Annotated in this window: 16 protein-coding genes; 5 read left to right on the forward strand and 11 right to left on the reverse strand. The window is 66.5% G+C overall.

Annotated features, from left to right (window positions below; genetic code table 11):
- Positions 1 to 2: 2 nt before the first annotated feature.
- Positions 3 to 1,019, reverse strand: coding sequence for a TRAP transporter substrate-binding protein (locus AB4Y99_RS10685; protein ID WP_142023161.1), 1,017 nt, complete (start codon positions 1,017 to 1,019; stop codon positions 3 to 5).
- A gap of 102 nt (positions 1,020 to 1,121) precedes the next feature.
- Between AB4Y99_RS10685 and AB4Y99_RS10690 the strand changes: the two genes are divergently transcribed.
- Positions 1,122 to 2,312: a LacI family DNA-binding transcriptional regulator gene (locus tag AB4Y99_RS10690; protein WP_441523287.1), complete on the forward strand. Its 1,191-nt coding sequence runs from the start codon at positions 1,122 to 1,124 to the stop codon at positions 2,310 to 2,312.
- Between the two features lie 253 nt (positions 2,313 to 2,565).
- On the opposite strand, the gene AB4Y99_RS10695 is transcribed toward AB4Y99_RS10690, so the two are convergent.
- From AB4Y99_RS10695 to AB4Y99_RS10740, 10 genes are all read right to left on the reverse strand, one after another.
- Positions 2,566 to 3,669 carry an NAD(P)/FAD-dependent oxidoreductase gene (locus AB4Y99_RS10695; RefSeq protein WP_441523288.1) on the reverse strand — a complete coding sequence of 368 codons (1,104 nt, stop codon included), beginning with the start codon at positions 3,667 to 3,669 and terminating at the stop codon, positions 2,566 to 2,568.
- A 39-nt stretch (positions 3,670 to 3,708) separates the two neighbouring features.
- Positions 3,709 to 4,797, reverse strand: a complete 1,089-nt coding sequence (locus tag AB4Y99_RS10700) for an NAD/NADP octopine/nopaline dehydrogenase family protein (protein WP_441523289.1) — start codon at positions 4,795 to 4,797, stop codon at positions 3,709 to 3,711.
- A gap of 84 nt (positions 4,798 to 4,881) precedes the next feature.
- A complete protein-coding gene (locus AB4Y99_RS10705) occupies positions 4,882 to 6,624 on the reverse strand; it encodes an ABC transporter substrate-binding protein (protein ID WP_441523290.1) in 1,743 nt (580 codons plus the stop codon).
- Between the two features lie 47 nt (positions 6,625 to 6,671).
- Positions 6,672 to 7,784 carry an NAD(P)/FAD-dependent oxidoreductase gene (locus AB4Y99_RS10710; RefSeq protein ID WP_441523291.1) on the reverse strand — a complete coding sequence of 371 codons (1,113 nt, stop codon included), beginning with the start codon at positions 7,782 to 7,784 and terminating at the stop codon, positions 6,672 to 6,674.
- 25 nt (positions 7,785 to 7,809) lie between these two features.
- A complete protein-coding gene (locus AB4Y99_RS10715; protein ID WP_441523292.1) occupies positions 7,810 to 8,844 on the reverse strand; it encodes an ABC transporter ATP-binding protein in 1,035 nt (344 codons plus the stop codon).
- Positions 8,837 to 9,919, reverse strand: coding sequence for an ABC transporter ATP-binding protein (locus AB4Y99_RS10720; protein ID WP_441523293.1), 1,083 nt, complete (start codon positions 9,917 to 9,919; stop codon positions 8,837 to 8,839). The genes AB4Y99_RS10715 and AB4Y99_RS10720 overlap by 8 nt, the downstream gene beginning before the upstream one ends.
- On the reverse strand, positions 9,919 to 10,863 hold the full coding sequence (locus AB4Y99_RS10725; protein ID WP_441523294.1) for an ABC transporter permease: 945 nt from the start codon (positions 10,861 to 10,863) through the stop codon (positions 9,919 to 9,921). Before AB4Y99_RS10725 ends, AB4Y99_RS10720 begins: the two co-directional genes overlap by 1 nt.
- Positions 10,864 to 10,868: 5 nt before the next feature.
- A complete protein-coding gene (locus tag AB4Y99_RS10730) occupies positions 10,869 to 11,837 on the reverse strand; it encodes an ABC transporter permease (RefSeq protein WP_113252927.1) in 969 nt (322 codons plus the stop codon).
- A 219-nt stretch (positions 11,838 to 12,056) separates the two neighbouring features.
- Entirely contained in the window at positions 12,057 to 12,962 is a 906-nt protein-coding gene (locus tag AB4Y99_RS10735; protein WP_038363352.1) for a LysR substrate-binding domain-containing protein, read from the reverse strand.
- A 150-nt stretch (positions 12,963 to 13,112) separates the two neighbouring features.
- Entirely contained in the window at positions 13,113 to 13,781 is a 669-nt protein-coding gene (locus tag AB4Y99_RS10740; protein WP_441523295.1) for a LysR family transcriptional regulator, read from the reverse strand.
- Positions 13,782 to 13,988: 207 nt separating this feature from the next.
- Between AB4Y99_RS10740 and AB4Y99_RS10745 the strand changes: the two genes are divergently transcribed.
- From AB4Y99_RS10745 to AB4Y99_RS10760, 4 genes are all read left to right on the forward strand, one after another.
- Positions 13,989 to 15,521 carry an ABC transporter substrate-binding protein gene (locus tag AB4Y99_RS10745; protein ID WP_441523296.1) on the forward strand — a complete coding sequence of 511 codons (1,533 nt, stop codon included), beginning with the start codon at positions 13,989 to 13,991 and terminating at the stop codon, positions 15,519 to 15,521.
- Positions 15,522 to 15,648: 127 nt separating this feature from the next.
- Complete coding sequence (locus AB4Y99_RS10750; protein ID WP_441523297.1) at positions 15,649 to 16,185, forward strand: ABC transporter permease; 537 nt, start codon at positions 15,649 to 15,651, stop codon at positions 16,183 to 16,185.
- On the forward strand, positions 16,182 to 18,140 hold the full coding sequence (locus tag AB4Y99_RS10755; protein ID WP_441523298.1) for a dipeptide/oligopeptide/nickel ABC transporter permease/ATP-binding protein: 1,959 nt from the start codon (positions 16,182 to 16,184) through the stop codon (positions 18,138 to 18,140). The genes AB4Y99_RS10750 and AB4Y99_RS10755 overlap by 4 nt, the downstream gene beginning before the upstream one ends.
- On the forward strand, positions 18,137 to 18,691 hold a 555-nt coding region (locus AB4Y99_RS10760), incomplete at its 3' end, for an ATP-binding cassette domain-containing protein (RefSeq protein WP_441523299.1). The genes AB4Y99_RS10755 and AB4Y99_RS10760, both read left to right, overlap by 4 nt.

Below are 18,691 nucleotides of genomic sequence, written 5' to 3' on the forward strand. Positions count from 1 at the left end.
GCTCAGGCGAGCTTGCCTACGGAGCCTTCAAGCAGGTCCCAGGCCTCCTTGCCGAAGCGCTCCTGCCAATCCTTGTAGAAGCCAGAGTCGCGCAGCTTGGCGCGGAAGGAGTTTGGGTCGGTCTTGTTGAACGCGAGACCCTTCGACTGCAGATCGGCCTGGACGGTCTCGTTGAGCTTCTTGATGTCGTTGCGTTGGGCCACGCCGGCATCGTTGATCGCGGCGGCCACGATCTTCTGCACGTCCGGCGGCAGGCCGCGCCAGGCGCGGCCATTGGCGATGAACCAGAAGCCGTCCCAGATGTGGTTGGAGACTGCGCAGCTCTTCTGCACCTCGTAGAGCTTGGCGACCTGAATGATCGGCAGCGGGTTTTCCTGCGCATCGACGATCTTCGTCTGAAGCGAGGAATAAACCTCGGAAAACTGGAGGCTCGCCGGCGACGCATCGAGCGCCTTGAACATCGCGATCGACAGCGGGCTGACAGGCACGCGGATCTTGAGGCCGGCCATGTCCTTGGCGCTCTCGATCGGCCGACCCGAGGTCGTCATCTGGCGGAAGCCGTTATCCCACATCTTCTCGAAAGCGTAGAGGTTCACCTTCTCGATCGCCTGGCGGACATGAGCGCCGACGGGGCCGTCCATCGCCTTCCAGACCTGATCATAGTCGGAGAAAGCGAAGCCCACGGCATTGATCGCCGCGACCGGCACCAGGGTCGCGATGACAAGCGCCGAGGGGGTGAAGAAGGTGATGCCGCCACTGCGGACCTGGCTCAGCATGTCGGTGTCGCCGCCCAGCTGATTGTTCGGAAAGATCTTGATCTCGACGCGCCCGTTCGTCTCCTTGGCGATGCGGTCAGCGGCTTCCTGCGAGCGGATGTTGAGCGGGTGGCTCAGGGGCAGGTTGTTGCCATACTTCAGCTCGATCTCGGCGGCCCGGGCGACGAGGGGCGCTCCAATCAGCGGCAAAGCCGCGCCGATGGTGGCGCCGCGCAGAATCGTCCGACGAGTCACTTTGGTCATGTCATCCTCCCGAATGGCCCTCGATGAGCCTTGTCTTGATCTTGGGGGGAACGATAGAAAGGCAGAATGATCGTCGTCAAACTCAAATACTGATGGTTTYTGATGGATTCGGATGTCGCTAAGCATCCACCCGAACCGACTGTGACCGTGGCCGATCCGCATCGGCGGCGTCAGCTGGCCACGGTCGTCGATGTGGCGCGGCTCGCTGGCGTCTCGACAGCGACCGTGGACCGTGTGCTGAACCGGCGTCCGGGCGTCCGGCCGGTCACGACCGAGAGGGTCCTCAGGGCGGCCGCCGATCTCGGTTATGTACTGGATGCGGCCTTGCCTGCCGGTGCGCTGAAACCGCTGCGCCTCGCCTTCCTGTTGCCGGCTGGCAGTAACCGCTTTCTCGCCGGGCTCGGCCGGCTCGTGGTGGAATCGCGCGAGCGACTCGCGTCCTTCAATATCCGCGCGCGGCTTGACCACATCGACAGCTTCAATCCCGAGCTGCTCGCACAGCATCTTCGGGCGGTCGGCCGCGAGGTCGAAGGCATCGCCTTCATGGCGATCGAGCATCCCATGGTGCGCGAGGCCGTCGACTGGCTCGCGGAGCGCGGCGTGCCAACTGTGACGCTGATCTCCGATATCGCCAATACGCGCCGCGTCGCCTATGTCGGGCTGGACAATCGCGCAGCCGGGCGGACGGCCGGGCAGCTCATCGCGCGCTTCATCGGGGCACGGCCCGCGAAGGTGGCGATGATCGCCGGCAGCCTGAGCTACCGCGCCCATGAAGAGCGCGAAATGGGCTTTCTCTACCTCTTTCGGGAACGTTACCCAGCGATAGAGGTCGTCGGGCTGCGCGAGGGCCATGACGAGGAGGCGCGCAACTACCGTCAGACCAAGATGCTGCTCGCCCGGCATCCCGATCTGGCGGGCATCTACAACATCGGTGGCGGGCCGGAGGGAATTGCACGCGCCCTGAAGGGGATTGCGTCTCCATCTTCGCCAACATTCGGGCGGGCCGCCACCCGCCGGAGGGGACGGCACGGCCCAATATCGAGATCGTGCTGCGCGAGAACCTGCCGTGATAAGCAGCCATTGCGCGTGGCGCTCCRCTTGGCGCTCAGAGATCACAATGCAGCTGGCATGCTACGTCCGCCAGATGGCAGCTATCGGATGTCTGCAGTTGGCCCCTTGCTGACTCGTGGAGCGTCTGCTTTCCGGCAATCCAGTTTGCGCGGCGTACGATTGGCAAAGTTGGCTCATTCCCGACCTCCTGGCCTCCAGTCAATGCACGAATCTTGCGGCTGACGGCGAGCTTTCGCGATCGACGCTTCTGCGGCAAGCCAGCCGCCTGGAAATGCCATCAGCGAAGCAACCTTGGTTGGCTTTGTCAGCTCGAATAGGCCATCCGGGATCGAGTTCAGGCGATTGTGCAACCTTCCATGGCCATCTCCGCTCGCTCGTTTGCCGGAGGGCAATCGCATCGATGCCCTCCATTCATGCCATTTCTCCTGAACGCGTTCACAGGCGCGCTGTGGACGACGACCGGGAAGGGGCTCAATCATGGAAAAAAGCGCGCCGGCCTAAAGCTCGAAAGTTCCGGTCGCGTCCTTCCATTAACGATCTCGTCGGCGGCCATCGCCCCTAAGACCGGCGACAGCGTCGCGCCGCTATGGGTGACCATGACGTAGTAGTTCTCGACACCCGGCACCGGGCCGATGGCCGATAGACCGTCCTGCGGGATCGGCCGCACGGTGACGCGCGCGGCTTCCGGCTTGAGCGGGGCGAGGCCGGGCAGAATGCGCAGCAGGCGGTCGACGAGATCCTGCGCCTGCTCCATGCCGGGATTGACGCCGATCTCCGGCGTCACCGTGGCGTCGGCTGCGCCCCAGTGCAGCATCAGGCGCCCGGCTCCATCCGGCCGGAAGTCGCAGATGGGGCTGGCGATGACGCGCTGGATGCTGGYCGGAACGGGCGGCGTGAAGACGAGGAAACCGATCGTGGGTGCCAATGGCACGTTCGGCGCTGCGGCTCCGACCGTGTCGTTGGACCAGCGCCCGGTGCAGTTGACGACGATGTCGGCATGGAAGGTCTCGCCGCCTTCGCTGCGCACGCCCTTCGCCCGGCCTCCCTCGACGATCAGGCCGGCCACCCTGGTCTGCGTCCGCAATGTCGCGCCATGGCGCCGCGCCGCACTCATCATCGCATGGGCATAGACCACCGGGTCGAGCCAGCCATCGTTTGGGTACCAGGCGATCGGCGCGTCGCCGACGGCCTCGGGCGCGATGTCCGGCTCCAGCTCCAGCAACTGCTTGCGGTCGATCCATTCGGCCGCATAGTCCCAGCTCCGCAGCCGCTCGACCTTGGCCTTCAGCGCGGCTTGCTCGGATTCCGCCCGCCACTCGATGCGTCCGCCACCGTGCCACCAGGGTGTCGCGCCGAACTCGTCCTTCAGCGCCGCATGGGCCCGCATGCCGGCCACGTTGAGGTCGTGATAGGCACGCGGCGTCTTGTTGTTGGAGTTGGTCCAGGCGAAGGAGATGCCGGATGTCCCGCCGCCGACGCGTGTCGCCTCGAGCACGGTGACCTTGGCGCCGGCGCGCGCCAGCCGGTAGGCGACCGACGTCCCGAGGACGCCGGCGCCGACGACAATGATCTCAGTCATGATCCATATCCGCTAGAGAAGGGGGAGGTTCGAATAGACTTACGCCGCGCGCTTCGCAGCCCAGCCGTCGCGCACCAGCGATTTCAGTTCGGCGAGCGACATCGCTTCGAGGCCGATCTCGCCGAGCAGATCGTTTTCCGCCGCGAAATCCCGGCCATAGAGCGCCGAGAAGATGTCGACGCCGGCCTGGTGCAGCGTCGCGGGCCGGCCGGCGAGCTTGCCGAGCAGCACTGTCGGATGCAGGCCGAAGGGGGCGTCCTCCAGGACATAGCGCGTGTCGATACTGCTCGGTCCGTTGCCGCCATTGCCGCGGGCAGCGAGCTGGCGCGCCATCTCGCCGACCGGTCCGGGCTCGACATGGAAGGAGAGATTGTAGTGCTCTCGGATGGTGCGGACCTTGTAGCCGGCGGCTTCCGCGATGGCGAGGCGCTCGGCGTCGAGGGCTTCGAGCAGGCGGCCGACGGAATCGGTGTTGTTTTCGTTCTGGCCCCAGGTCTCGCCATGCTCCATGYGGGTGAAGTTGCACAGCGCGATGCCGAGATGGTTCTGCGGGTTGAGATTGGACAGCGAGATCGCCAGCGCGTCGTCGCGCTGGACGAAGCGATCGCCGAACAGCTGCTGGCAGATTGTCAGCCCCCGCTTGGAGGCCGAGACGGGAATCGTCGCGATGTCGACCTTCGAGCGGACGGTCGAGACGTTGACGCTGGCATCGCCGGTCCTGCGCCCGGCGGTCACCGTCGTGCCCCAGACGACGACCGGCACGTCGAGCCCGCGCTCGGCGATCTTGCGGGCGATATAGAGGCCGCTGAACGAGGTGTGGGAGCTGACGATGACGACCTGCCCGACCGCGAGATGCGGGGCGGCGGCGTCCATCGCCGCGCGGTGGCCATTGGCCGGCAGGGCGAAGAGCACCGCCCCGGCCCCGGCGACCGCCTCGGCGGCGCTCGCGGCGATCTTGACCGGGAAGCTGCCGGTCAGGCTGCCGGTCGCCGTCAGGGGTTCGCCCTTGGCGAGGCTCCGGCCGCTCTTGCCGGATGGCGACCACAGCACCGGCTCGTGGCCGAGGGAGGAAAGAAGGGCGGCATTGCCATAGGCAATCGAGCCCGCACCGAGCACAGCGACACGCATCGTCTTGATCCTTGGGAGTTTTGTTGGGGTGGTCTGGGTGGACCGGGCAAGAGCGCCCGGTCCGTCGCAACGAGGCCCGGGACGTCAGTAGGTGTAACCGGCCTTTTCCATGTACTGCTTCGCCAGGTTGAAGTCGTAGGCGATCGGCTTCAGCAGGTCTTGGTCGTAGAATTCCGAGGTGAAGGGCATCGGCACCGTGCCGGGCTTGCCGAAGCCGGCAACGACGTTCTTGATGATCTGCTCACGCGGGATCATGTGGCTCATCGCCTTGCGGACATACATCGCCGCTTCCGCGGCGCGGCTGGGGTCCTTCTTGCCGAGCGGCGTCTCGACGCCGGTGCCGAAGACCGGATGGTTCAGGTTGAGGCAGGTCTGCATCCACTTGAACGAGTCGAAGCGATTGACCTTGCCCCATGACGGATCGACGGTGCTGAGYAGGCCGCCGACATCGTACATCGGGTCATGCGCGTCGATGGCGCCGGATTTGATGGCGCTGAGCAAGGCATCGGCGCCCTCGATGTTGACGACGTAGAAGGTCTTGACGTTGCCGTCGGTCTTTCGCCAGTAGTTCTCGTTCTTGCTGTATTTGTAGGCCTTGCGCGAGGGGTCGAAGCCCTGCGGGATCCAGGGCCCGGTGCCGACGCCGCCCTTCGCCGCGAAGACCTTGCCATCCGAGGTCTTGACCGGGAAGGTGCCGAGCCAGGTCGAGATGACGTGGCCGCGCAATTCCTCCGGCTTGATGTCCTTGTAGGCATGCTTCGGCATGATCGCGATGACCGGCAGCAGGAAGTCGTAGAACAACATGTTCGGTTGCGGCAGCGTCACCGTGATCTCGTGCGTGCCGGTGACCTTGTAGGCGTCGCGCGAACCCATCACCGCTGACAGCGTCGCCTGGAACAGGCTCGCATAGGTCTTGTCGATGATCGTGTCCCAGGTGAACTTGACGTCCTCGGCGGTGAACTCCTCGCCGGAATGCCATTTCACGCCCTTGCGCAGGCTGATGACCCAGCTCTTGCCATCCTCCGAGCCTTTGACCGTTTCAGCCAGCGCCGGGACAAGCTTCTTGTTGGCCCAGCTGTCATATTCCATCAGCGCGTTGTAGACCGGGCCGAAGATGTTGGATTCATTATAGCCGCTGCCATACATCGGGATGAGCTGGCTCGGCGGCTGCCAGGAGGCGAAGGTCGCGGTGACGTCACCGGTCGCGCCCTCGATCGACCAGTCCTCCGGCCGCGGATAGAAGACCGGGTTATAGGTCGTCGATTCCATCCCCTTCAGCTTCGGATTGGTGATGATCACCTCTTCCGGATAGAAGACGAAGTGCAGCGGCTCGATCTCGTACCAGCGCTTCACGAAGGCGGCCATCGCCGTTTTGCGGTCCTCGGGCGTGATCGCGCGTGAATATGTCTCGATCGCCGCGTCGATCTGCTGGTCGGCGAYGCGATAGTAGTTCTGCCCGTTCGGAGGCACGTTCTTGCTGTGGAACAGCGCCTCGGGGCTTGGCGCCAGCCCGTTATAGTAGATCCGCTCCGAATACATGTCGAAGCCACCCTCGACATGGGTCTTGCCGCTGTCGTTGGCGCGCCGCGCGATGACCACGGAAGGCGGTTGGTAGCTCGCATTGACGTCGATGCCGAGCCGCGCGAACTGCTTGCCGATCAAATCGGTCCAGATCATGCGCGATTGCAGGTTGTTGAAGATCATCAGATAGAGCTTGAAGTGGGGCGGCTTCGCCAGAGCGGGCTCGGGCAGGCCGCCGGCGGCGAGCGCAGCGGCCCCTGCGCCGGTCCATTTCAGAACGTCACGTCGCGTCGATTTCTCAGACATCGTTGTCCCCTCTTCTGGTTGATTGGAAACGGAAGTGACGGTGTCGCTCAGGCCTGGAAGCGCGCCGGGCGGAACGCCTCCAGCTCCGGCCGCTGGCGGCCATGCAGCACCTCGTCTGCCACGGCCTGGCCGAGGAAGGGCGAGAGCGTGACGCCGCTATGGGTGACGACGACGTAGTAGCCGTCGACCCCGCGTGCCGGCCCCACCGTCGACAGCCCGTCCGCCGGAATCGGCCGCATCGTGGTGCGCACGGCCTCGGCCTTGACGCCCTTCAACCCCGGCAGGATCTCGGCGGCGCTGGCGATGGCGATCCGCGCCTCCTCGCAATCCGGCGTGCGGCTTTCCAGTGCGGCGAAGCGGTCGTCGAGCGAATCCTTGCGCACCATCAGCCGCCCGGCACCGTCCGGCCGGACATCGACATCGGGGGCGTGGAAAGGTCGGCGCAATGCGACGCCGACCGGCGGCGTGAACACCAGGAAGCCGATCGTCGGCGCGAGCGGCACGTTCGGCGCGGTCTGGCTCACCGTCTCGTTCGACCAGCGGCCGGTGCAGTTGATCACGAGATCGGCCTCGTGGAGCGCGCCGCTTTCGTCCCGCGCGCCGACGACGCGGCCATTGCGCGTTTCCAGCCCGGTGATCCTGACGCCGGTCTTGAGCGCGGCACCGTAGCGCTGGCGCGCGGCACGCAGCATGGTGCCGGCATAGAGCACAGGATCGACCCAGCCCTCCTCCGGGCAGAACACGATCTGGGCCTCGTCCGGAACCGAATCGAGGGCGATTTCCGGCTCGAGCTCGCCGAGGCGCTTCTTGTCGATGAACTCGGCCGCGTAGCCCCATTCGCGCAGCCGCTTGACCTTCTCGGCCTGCGCAGCGACCTCCGCCGGATCGACGCGCCATTCCAGGCTGCCGCTCTGGTGGAACCAGGGCGTGGCGCCGAATTCCTCCTTCAGCGCCGCATGCGCCCGCATGCCGGCGACGTTGAGGTCGTGATAGGGGCGCGGCGTCTTGTTGTTGGAGTTGGTCCAGGCGAAGCTGACGCCGGAGGTGCCGCCGCCGATACGGTCGGCCTCCAGCACGGTGACCTTCGCCCCGCCCTGCGCCACCCGGTAGGCGACCGAGCTGCCGACGATTCCGGCTCCGACGACGATGACGTTCATCATGGCATGTCCTGTGATCTGGCCCGCATCAGCGCGGGTTGTGGCAAGCGAAGGCATGGGCGCCGTCCGGGGCGGCAAGCGGCGGAACCTGTCGGGAGCAGATCGGCAGCGCCGCCGGGCAGCGGGTGTGGAAGACGCAGCCGGAAGGCCGCTTCACCACGCTCGGGATCTCGCCGCTGATCGCGTCGCGCGGCTTCTGCCGGGCCGGATCGGGCACCGGAATCGCGGAGATGAGGGCCGCGGTATAATGATGGCGCGGCCGGGCGAAGATCTCGTCGACCTCGCCGATCTCGACGAGATTGCCGAGATACATCACCGCGATGCGGTTGCTGAGGAAGCGCACCGAGCTCAGATCGTGCGAGATGTAGAGATAGGAGAGCTTCAGCTCCTCCTGCAATTCGGCGAGCAAGTTGAGGATCTGGGCGCGCACGGAGACGTCGAGCGACGACACCGGCTCGTCGCAGATCAGCAGGCGCGGCTCGACGGCGAGCGCGCGTGCGATGCCGATGCGCTGGCGCTGGCCGCCGGAGAATTCATGCGGGTAGCGGTCGGCATGCTCGGCCGGCAGCCCGACGCGCTCCAGCAGCGCCTCGACCGCGCCGTCCCATTGCGCCGGGGGAACGAGGCCGTGGACCCTGAGCGGCTCCGACAGGATCTGCCGGACGCTCCAGCGCGGGTTGAGCGAGAGATAGGGATCCTGAAAGACGTATTGCATCTGCCGGCGCAGCGCGAGCACCTCCGGCCGGCGGTCGCGTGAGAAGGTCGCGCAGACATCGGTATCGCCGAGCCTGATCGTGCCGGAGCTCGGCGGGACGAGATGCAGGATCGAGCGAGCGGCGGTGGTCTTGCCGCAGCCGCTCTCGCCGACGATGCTCAGCGTCTCGCCCTCGTCCAGGCTGAAGCTGATGTCGTTGACGGCGCGGATTTCCCCGGTGACCTTCTGGCGGAACAGGCCGCGCCGGTGCAGCGGATAGCTCTTCACCAGCCCGTCGACGCTGAGCAGCGGCTTACGGCTCGTACGCTGGCGGGGCTCGGGCACGGGAGCGATCGCGGTCTCAACCATGGCCGGGCACTCCGGCGCTGCCGCGCTTCAGGCAATGGACGACGCGGCCGGGCTCGATTGCGGCGGCCTGCGGCACGAGCCGCGTGCAGTCCGGCGCAGCCTCCGGACAACGCCCGGCGAAGCGGCAGCCGCCGCCAAGCGGCTGGCCCGGCGTCGCTGCGAGCCCGACTGTCGGCAGGCGCTCGCGCCTTCCTTCGGCATCGACAGCGTAGCGCTTGTCGATCCGTGGCGTCGAGGCGAGCAGGGCTTGCGTATAGGGGTGCGACGGCCGGGCAAAGACGGCATGCTTGTCGCCGGTCTCGCAGACCTGGCCGGCATACATCACGGTGATCCGGTCGGCTATGCGCGCCACCACGCCCATATCGTGGGTGACGAAGATCATCGACATGCCGAGCCGCTGCTTCAGCTCCTCGAGCAGGTCGAGGATCTGCGCCTGGATGGTGACGTCGAGCGCCGTGGTCGGCTCGTCGGCAAGCACCAGCGCCGGATTGCACAGCAGCGCCCGCGCGATGCAGACCCGCTGCTTCATGCCCCCGCTCATCTCATGCGGGTATTGCGACAGGCGCGGGCCGGGATCGGTGATGCCGACGAGACGGAACAGCTCCTCGACGCGCTGCAGTGCAGCCGCGCGCGGCAGCTTCTCGTGAACCTTCAGGATCTCGGCAAGCTGGGCGCCGACGGTCAGCAGCGGATTGAGCGAATAGCCGGGGTTCTGGAAGATCATGGTGAGGCGTCGCCCGCGCAGCTTCTGCATCTCGCGCTGCGATTTCACCGCGAGGTCCTCGCCCTCGAACAGGATGCGCCCGCCCGCGATCCGCGCTGGCGGCGGCAGGAGGTTGAGGATCGCCAGGCTCGACAGCGTCTTGCCGCTGCCGGATTCGCCGACGATGCCCATCGTCTCACCGGCGCGCACCTGATAGCTGACATCCTCGACGACCCGGATCGGCGCGTTCCAGGGCGGAAACTGGATATGTAGATTCTCTACCGAGACCAGCACGGGCGCCTGCGAGGCTGCARCCTCGGGCTGTCTGGGCAAGGCGGCAGCGGCCTGCGTTTCGGCGGCGAGGCTCATCATCAGACTTTGGCCCGCGGGTTGAAGGCGTCGGTCAGCCCATCCGCCAGGAGATTGAAGCCGAGGACGGTGATGAAGATCGCGAGACCRGGGCTCAGCGAAGCCCAGGGCGCGACCTTGAGCGCCTCGTAGTTGAAGTAGAGGAGCTGGCCCCAGCTCACCGCCGCCGGATCGCCGAAGCCGAGGAAGCCGATCATCGCCTCCGCCAGCACGGCGCCGCCGATGCCGAGCGCCACGACGACGACGAGCGAGGGCAGGGCGTTCGGCAGGATGTGGCGGAACAGGATGTCGCCCGAGGTCGCGCCGATGCAGCGTGCTGCCTCGACGAATTCCTGGTTCTTGAGCCGCAGGAACTCGGCCCGCGTCATCCGMGCGATCGGAGCCCAGGAGAAGACGCCGATCAGCAGGATGATSACGCCGAGATTGAGATAGGGCACGCTTTCGAAGGGCGTGTTGACGATGGCGACGCCGAGCAACCGCACCACGGCGAGGATGACGACGAACATCGGGATGACCAGGAAGAAATCGGTGAAGCGCATCAGCACCTCGTCGGTGCTGCCGCCGCGATAGCCGGCAAAGCCTCCGACCAGCACGCCGATCACGGAGGCGATCGACATTGCGCCGAGCCCGACCGCGAGCGCCGTCGGCGCGCCGTAGATCAGGCGGCTGAGCACGTCGTAGCCCATGCGGTCGGTGCCGAGCCAATGCGTCCAGCTCGGCGGCGCCTTGGCGCCGGGGTCGAGCATCGGGCTCTGGTCATGCGCATCGAAGGGCGCGAGGAAGGGGCCGATCACCGCTGTCGCGACGACGAGCATGACGAGCACGAGGCCGAGCATGCCGGTGCGGCTCTTCGTGAAGCGCTGCCAACCTTGCCGCCAGATGCCCTTGGCGGGCTTGGGCAGCGGCTTTGGCAGGGATGCGTGGCTCGCGATCGTCTGGTCGGTCACGCCGCTCACTCCAGGCTGATGCGGGGATCGATGAGGACGTAGATCACGTCCGTCAGCAGGGTCGTGCAGATCAGCATGAAGGCGATGACCGCACTCGCGCCCATGATGACGGGGTAGTCGAGCTGGTGGATCGCAGCGACATAGAGGGAGCCCAGCCCCGGCCAGGTGAAGACGGATTCCGTCACCGGCGCGGTGCCGAGCATCAGGCCGATCAGCAGCCCGAGATAGGTCAGCATCGGGATGAAGGCGGCCCGCAGCGCGTGAACGTAAATGACGCGCCGCTCGGGGATGCCGCTGGCGCGCATCGCGGCGATGAAGTCGCTCTTCAGCACGTCGACCATGTTCGAGCGCATCAGCAGCGTCAGCGTCGCGGTGTTGAAGAAGGTCAGCATCGCGACGGGCAGCACCATGTGCCAGAGCGCGTCGAGCGTCGGGCTGCCGCCGAGCGGGTTGCGGGTCGAATAGGCGCCGTAGCTCGGCAGCCAGTCGAGCGTGTAGGAGAACAGGAAGATCAGCAGGATGCCGAGGAAGAAGGCCGGCAGGGACTGGCCAAGCAGCGCCGTGCCCATTACCGCGAAATCCGAGCGAGAATGCTGGCGGCGGGCGGCCGTGACGCCGAAGAGGATCGCGATTGCCAGCGCGATCAGGATGGCGGGGACCTGAATCTTGAGGGTCTGCCAGCCCCAGGTCAGGATCAGCGAACCGACCGGCTGGTTATAGACGATGCTGGTGCCGAAATCGAGGTGGAGCAGCCGCCCGAGCCAGAGCAGGTAGCGGGTGAGCGGCGGCTGATCGAGCCCGTAATAGGACTTCATGCGCTCGATCACCTCGCCGGTCATGCCGGGCGTCTCCGCCATCATCAGCTCGATCGGATTGCCGATCGCGTTGATCAGGAAGAAGATCGCTGCGCTGACGCCGAGCATCAGGATGATCGCAAAGATCAGCCTCCTCGTCAGAAAGACGAAAACCCGCATTGCGGCCAGTATCTCCCGTTCAGATTGGCCATAGATCTCCCGTGTTCTGGATGCGCTGTGCGGCGCAGCCAGGACCGGGTCCCGTTTGTTTGATCTATGTCAATGACAGCGAAGGTATGGACCGGAAATCGAGGCGTCAAAGAATATGATTTTGCCAGTTCATTCCTGCAGGTTATGGCGTCCGTGCCGACCTGGACCTTTGCGGCGCCCTCCCGCTCCTCACGAATCCGCGCTGTAGCCGAGCCGTTCCAGCTCGTCCTCGATATCCCGGATCAGTGCGTCGGCCAGCGAGGAGCCCGTCAGGGTGTTCGGACGCAGATGCCAGACCGGAGAGAAGATTTCCGGCGCGAAGGGCTTCGCGACGAGGCCGCGTCCGATGAAGCTGTGCGCGTTGAGCTCGTCGACGAGCGCGATCCCGGCGCCATTGGCGACCAGGGCGCTGGCGACGTTGGCCATTGGCGCGTCGATGAACATGCGTGGCAGCACGCCCGCCTGCTCGAAGACCTTCTCGACGAAGATGCGACGATCCGGCGATCCGATCGAGACGAAGTTCTCGCCGTCGAGATCCTCGGGCCGGATCGTCTTCAGCCCCGCGAGGCGATGGCCTTCGGGCACGGCACAGACATTGGGGATGCGCGCGATCAGGCGGCACACGACATTGGGATGCGGGGTGAAATGTTCGGTGATCCCGACATCGATCTGCCCGGCGATGACCCATTCGATGATGCGGTCGGAGCTGCGCGAATGCAGCTTGACCGAGGTCTTCTCGTGCTGCCGGCAAAAGCGCGTCAGCAAAGGCGGGATGAGCGTCCCTGCCAGCATCGGCATGACGCCGAGATTGAGCCGGCCGAACTGCAGTTCGCGAATGTCCTTCGTCATCCGCTCGAGACGTTCGACGCTTTCCCAGGTCCGCTGAACCTCCGCGAAATACAGCTCGCCGTCCCGTGTCGGCTTGAGGCGTCCCTTCATGCGCTGGAACAGGATGATGCCGGTGCTGCGCTCGAGCTGGTTCAGCATCTTGCTGGCGGCCGGCTGCGAGACCGACATCATCTCGGCCGCCTGGGTCAGCGTGCCGAGATGCATGATGTGGCGGAAAAGCTCGACATGCCTGAGATTCACCGTCATCCGTCCCCTCGCAGACATGCGACCGCTGCGTCCTGTGCCCGTGGCTGCGCAGTTCGCGGAGCGATACTCCCCCAATGGCGTCCTGCGGGGAAGCGCCTGAGGCATTGTGGGAAGGCCCCGGGCAGAGAGCTGGGTCGGCCGCGGTCAGGCTCAGCCCGCCGCGCTCCGGAAAGGCGGCGGCGGCTTGAGGCTGGCGATGAAAGTTTCGACCAGCTTGCTCGTCGGCCGGCCGCGCTGGCGGAACAGGAAGATCGGAACCCGTATCGCCGGCCGGAAGCTGCGAAAGACGAGGCCATGGCCGTCACGCATCCGCGCCGCCTCGCTGTCGACGATGCCGACGCCGCAGCCGGCGGCGGCGAGCGCGCAAATGGTCAGGCCGAGACTTGCATCGATGATCGTCCGGGGATGCTGGCCGTCGCTTTCCAGAGCGATCGTGACGTCGGGATGCGCTTCGGAGAAGCGGGCGACCATCGCCGGAAGCCAGGCGATGCCCAGCGCGGGAATGGTGCTGACGACGATGCGCCCCTGTTTGCGGTCGCTGAGACCGGCGGCGAAGCGCGCCAGATTCTGCATGCCGAAATAGGTGCGCTCGACCTCTGTATAGAGCAGCCGCGCCTCCTCGGTCGCGGCGATGCCCTTGGTCGTGCGCGCGAAAAGCCGCAAGCCCAGCTCGGCCTCCAGCAATTTGAGGGCCTTGCTGACCGCGGGCTGCGAGATGCGCAGGATGTTGGCCGCCTCGGTGATCGAGCCGGAATCCATGATCGCCTTGAAGACTTCGACCTGGCGGTAATGCATGGCATGACCATAACCTGAGTTCATATAGATCGTAAATTTATGAATTTGAGGCAGATCGAATGCTGTGATCTGCTGACCGATGTCGCCGTTATCCGCACTTTCGACCGGATGACCGGGAAGGCGGCCAAAAAACCAGAGACTGACTTCGCACCGGGACGGTGGTGGGGCGCTCGCGCGCGCCATGACGCTTGCCCGGACCGACGAAATTGCCAGCTTGGGGAACAGCAGAACATGCGCAGCCTTCGTCATTCCTGCACCGTGGCGGCGTTGGCCACGGGCCTCTCTTTCCTCGCCGCCCAGGCCTTCGCGCAGCCCGCCGGGGTCCTGCGCGTCGCCGTGGGTGCCGATCCGGCGACCTTCGACCCGGCCTTCAACGATTTGCCGGTCGGCAATGCGGTCGATCTCGCGGTGCTGGAGGGGCTCTTCCGGCTCGATCCGCAGAACAATGTCCAGAAGAGCCTCGCGACGGCCTCCTCTTTCTCGCCGGACGGCAAGGTCTTCTCCGTCAAGATCAGGGCGGGGAAAACCTTCAGCAACGGTGACCCGCTGAACGCGGAGGCGGTGGCCGCGAGCTTCAACCGCATGCTCGACGAGAAGACCGGCTCGATCTATCGCGGGCTCTACGCTTCGCTCGGCACGGTGAAGGCGGTCGGCGAGGATACGGTCGAGTTCCACATGGCCGAGCCCAACGGCCACGTGCTGATGCTGCTCGCCAGCACCGCAGCCAGCATCGTCAACGTCAAGGCGCTCAAGGAGATGGGCGCCGAGTACGGCCGCAAGCCTGTCGGCTCGGGCCCCTATATGGTCGAGCGCTATGTCGGCGGCGAAGGCTTCCGCCTCGTGCCCAATCCGAAATATGCGGGCGATTATCCGGCCACGCTGAAGGCGATCGAGTTCACCGTGGTGCCGGAGGACGGCTCGCGCATGGCGCTGATGGAGACCGGCGCCGCCGACATCGTCGAGCGCGTGCCGCCCGAATCGATCGCCGCGATCAATGCGCTCAAGAGCGCCAAGGTCGTCACCCCGCCCAGCATGTTCTCGATCAACATGGAGATGGTGCTGCGCGGCCCGCTGTCCGATCCGCGGGTGCGCCAGGCGCTGAACCTCGCCGTCGATCGCGAGGGCATCGCCAAGGGTGTCCTCGGCGGGCTGGGCACGCCCTCGGTCGGCATGGTCGGCCCCGGCACGCAGGAYGAATTGCGCAAGACCTTCCCGCCGATCCCGTTCGATCCGGCCGGCGCCAAAAAGCTGCTCGCGGAAGCCGGCTACAAGCCCGGCCAGCTCGCGCTCAGCTTCACCTGCCCGACCGGGCGCTACATCAAGGACGTGCAGGTCTGCCAAGCCCTGGCCGGCTCCTTCGAGGATGTCGGCATCAAAGCGACGCCGCTCGTCGTCGATCGCGGGACCTGGACCAAGGTGGTCGGCATGGAGCCGGCCCAGCGCACCGACAATATGGGCATGGTCGGGCGCGCCACGGCGGGCATGGACTACACGCTCTACCGCCTGTTCTACACCGGCGTCGGCGCCAACCGCACCGGCTATTCCAATCCGCGCGTCGACGCCCTGCTGAAGGAAGGCCGGGCCACGACCGATCCGGCGAAGCAGAAGGCGATCTATGGCGAGGTCCAGGAGATCGTCTGGAAGGATCAGCCCTTCCTCTTCCTCTGGTACCAAACCCAGGCGATCGGCGTCGCCAACCGCGTCCAGGGCTTCGCCGTCCAGCCCAACGAGACGCTGGTCTTCGACAAGGTGACCCTGAACTAGCGCATTTTCGAGCGAAGCGGGCACGGGTTCGCGTGAAGAAAATGCGATCAAACAAAGAGTTGGAGCATTTCCGCGTTTCTGCAAAACGCGGAAATGCTCCGGCGCCACGCAAGCGGAGGGCCGGACGATGTTCGTTCTGAGACGCCTGGGCGGAGCCCTGCCGACGCTGTTCGCGGTCTCGCTGCTCGTCTTTCTCTTCGTCGACCTGATCCCAGGCGACCCGGCGCAGATTCTCGCCGGGCCGACCGCCTCCAACGAGGAGATCGAGATCGCCACGCGGCCGGCCGCGATGTTCAGCCGCCTCGTCGCGGCCAGCCTGACCGAGACGATGGGCAAGGACTATCTCGACACCGCCCGCGCCAAGGGGCTGAGCGAAACCCGTGTCGTGCTCGCCCATGCCTTGCGCAACTCGCTGATCGCGGCGGTGAGCGTCGCCGGCGTGCAGTTCGGAGGCATGCTCGGCGGCTCGGTCGTCACCGAGACTGTGTTCGGCATCCCCGGCGTCGGCCGGCTGCTCGTCGATGCGGTCTCGCGCGCCGACTATCCCGTGATCCAGTACGCGATCCTGATGTTCGCGGTCTTCTTCGTCGTCATCAACCTCGTCACCGACCTGCTGACGCAATGGCTCGACCCGCGCACCCGCGAGCAGGAGAGGCCGGCATGAGCCTGGTGCAGGACATGGCCGCCGGCGCTCCCCCTCTCGCCGCGAAATCCGACGCTGCCCCTCCGCGCCGGCGCTGGACCCTGCTGTGGCGCATCCTCGCCCAGCCCAAGGGCGCGATCGGGCTGACGCTGGTCGTGCTCTACCTGTTGCTCGCGGTCTTCGGGCCGATGCTGGCGCCGCAGGATGCCTTCCGCCAGAACTTCGCCCAGACCCTGCGTCCGCCTTCCGCCGCCCACTGGTTCGGCACCGACCAGCTCGGCCGCGACGTCTTCAGCCGCGTGCTGGTGGGTGCGCGCGCGACGCTCGGCATCGGTGTCGGCGGTGTCGCCGTGGCGTTCCTCATCGGCGTGCCGCTCGGCATCCTCGCCGCCTGGCGGCGCGGCTGGATCGAGGCGGTGCTGATGCGCGCCATCGACATCATGCTGAGCTTTCCCGACATCGTCTTCGCGCTGGCGGTGGTGGCGATCCTCGGCGCCAATACCCAGAACGTCATCATCGCGGTCGGCGTGGTCGCGGTGCCGGTCTTCGCTCGCACGGCCCGCGCCGTGACGCTGAGCATCCTGGCCGAACCCTATATCGAGGGCTCGGCCGCGCTCGGCGCCAGCCCGGCCCGCATCATCCTGCGCCATGTGCTGCCGAACATTTCGGGCACGCTCCTGACGCTCTCGACCCTGCTCTTCGCCTCGACGCTGCTCTCGGCCTCCGGCCTCGGCTTCCTCGGGCTGGGCACGCAGCCGCCCTTCCCGGAATGGGGCACGATGCTCGGCGAAAGCCGCTCCTATATTCGCAGCCACCCTTATCTCGCGACCTTTCCGGGGCTGTTCCTGGCCGTCTCCGCGCTTGCCTTCAACCTGCTGGGCGAAGCGTTGCGTGTGATCTACGACCCGACCAGCCGGCGTACTGCCCGGAGGGCGCCGCTCTTCGCCTTCCTGCGCCGCGGTTCCCCGACAATTCCCGCCACTGCTCCCGACGCTGTGAACGCCGTTTCGGTCAAGGCCCTGCGCATGGCCTTCCGGACCCGCGACGGCCTGCTCGATGTCGTGCGCGGGGTCGATCTCGCGATCCGTCCGGGCCGGACGCTGGCGCTGGTCGGCGAATCCGGTTCCGGCAAATCGACCTTGCTGCGGGCCATCGGCACGCTCGCCAATCCACAGGAGGTTGCGATCACGGAAGGAGCGATCGGCATCGGCGGGCAATCCGCGCTCGGGCTTTCCGCGACGGCCCTGCGCGAGCTGCGCCGACGCAAGATCGGCGTCGTCTTCCAGGACGCGGCGAGCGCCCTCAACCCGGTCCTGACGGTCGGCGCCCAGCTCGCCGAGGCGGTGAGCGCCGGATCGAGCCTCGACAAGGAAGCCGTCCGGCAGCGCTGCATCGCCCTCTTGCAGGATGTCAGGATCGCCGATCCCGAGCGGCGCCTGGCCATGTATCCGCACCAGTTCTCGGGCGGGATGAAACAGCGCATCGTCATCGCGATCGCGCTCGCCCAGGACCCGCAGGTGCTGCTCGCCGACGAGCCGACCAGCGCGCTCGACGTCACGATCCAGCAGCAGATCCTGGTCTTGCTGCGCGAGATCCAGGCGAAGCGCGGCATGGCGGTGCTGCTCGTCACCCATGACCTCGGCCTTGTCGCCCGCTTCGCCGACGACGTCGCGGTGATGTATGCCGGCCGCATCGTCGAGAGCGGCGAGGTCGCGACCGTGCTGGAGCGGCCGCTGCATCCCTACACGCTGGCGCTGCGCGCCTCCGCGCCCGGTGCCGGCGAGGGGCGCGGCCAGCCGCTGCGCAGCATCCCGGGCGAGCCGCCGCTCATTGGCCAGTTCCCGGCGGGCTGCACCTTCCGCCCGCGCTGCCCGCGCACGCAAGGGCGCCCGGACTGCGCCGAGCGGGAGCCCGAGCCGCGGACCGTCTCCGGCCGGCAGGTCGCCTGCCTCTTCGCCGAGGAGGGCCTGTCGTGAACGCGCCCTTCCGCCTGCCGCCCCGACATCCGGACACCGAGAGCGACGACATCGTCGTCGTGGATGGGATCAGCCGGCATTTCGGCGGCCGGAAGACGCTGTTGAGCCGCGTCGCGGCGCCGGTGGTGCGCGCCGTCGACGGCGTCTCGTTCAGCGTCCGGCGCGGGACCTGCTTCGCCATCGTTGGCGAATCCGGCTCCGGCAAGAGCTCGCTCGCCCGGCTCGTCGTCGGCTTGCTCAAGCCCACTGCCGGCGAGGTCACGATCGACGGCACTCGGCTCTCGACGCTCGACAAGACCGGCCTGCGCGCGCTGCGCCGCAAGGTCCAGCTCGTCCTGCAGGATCCGCGCGCCTCGCTCGATCCGCGCATGACCGTGTTCGACACCCTGTCTGAGGCGCTGACCGTGCATGGCCTGCATCGCGAGCGCGCCGCCCGCGCCGCGCGCATCGATGCCGTGATCGCCATGGTCGGGCTGAACCCGGCGCATCTGGTCCGCTATCCACACGAGCTCTCGGGCGGCCAGCGCCAGCGCGTCGCCATTGCCCGCGCC

Origin of the sequence: Allobosea sp. TAB14, assembly GCF_052113865.1 — a bacterium.
Taxonomy (GTDB): Bacteria; Pseudomonadota; Alphaproteobacteria; order Rhizobiales; family Beijerinckiaceae; genus Allobosea; species Allobosea spartocytisi.

Bases quoted from the DNA above. Each gene is read 5' to 3' on its own strand.
- AB4Y99_RS10715 (WP_441523292.1), bottom strand. From the start codon at position 8,844: ATGGTTGAGACCGCGATCGCTCCCGTGCCCGAGCCCCGCCAGCGTACG.
- AB4Y99_RS10740 (WP_441523295.1), bottom strand. From the start codon at position 13,781: ATGAACTCAGGTTATGGTCATGCCATGCATTACCGCCAGGTCGAAGTC.
- AB4Y99_RS10730 (WP_113252927.1), bottom strand. From the start codon at position 11,837: ATGCGGGTTTTCGTCTTTCTGACGAGGAGGCTGATCTTTGCGATCATC.
- AB4Y99_RS10685 (WP_142023161.1), bottom strand. From the start codon at position 1,019: ATGACCAAAGTGACTCGTCGGACGATTCTGCGCGGCGCCACCATCGGC.
- AB4Y99_RS10710 (WP_441523291.1), bottom strand. From the start codon at position 7,784: ATGATGAACGTCATCGTCGTCGGAGCCGGAATCGTCGGCAGCTCGGTC.
- AB4Y99_RS10755 (WP_441523298.1), top strand. From the start codon at position 16,182: ATGAGCCTGGTGCAGGACATGGCCGCCGGCGCTCCCCCTCTCGCCGCG.
- AB4Y99_RS10735 (WP_038363352.1), bottom strand. From the start codon at position 12,962: ATGACGGTGAATCTCAGGCATGTCGAGCTTTTCCGCCACATCATGCAT.
- AB4Y99_RS10750 (WP_441523297.1), top strand. From the start codon at position 15,649: ATGTTCGTTCTGAGACGCCTGGGCGGAGCCCTGCCGACGCTGTTCGCG.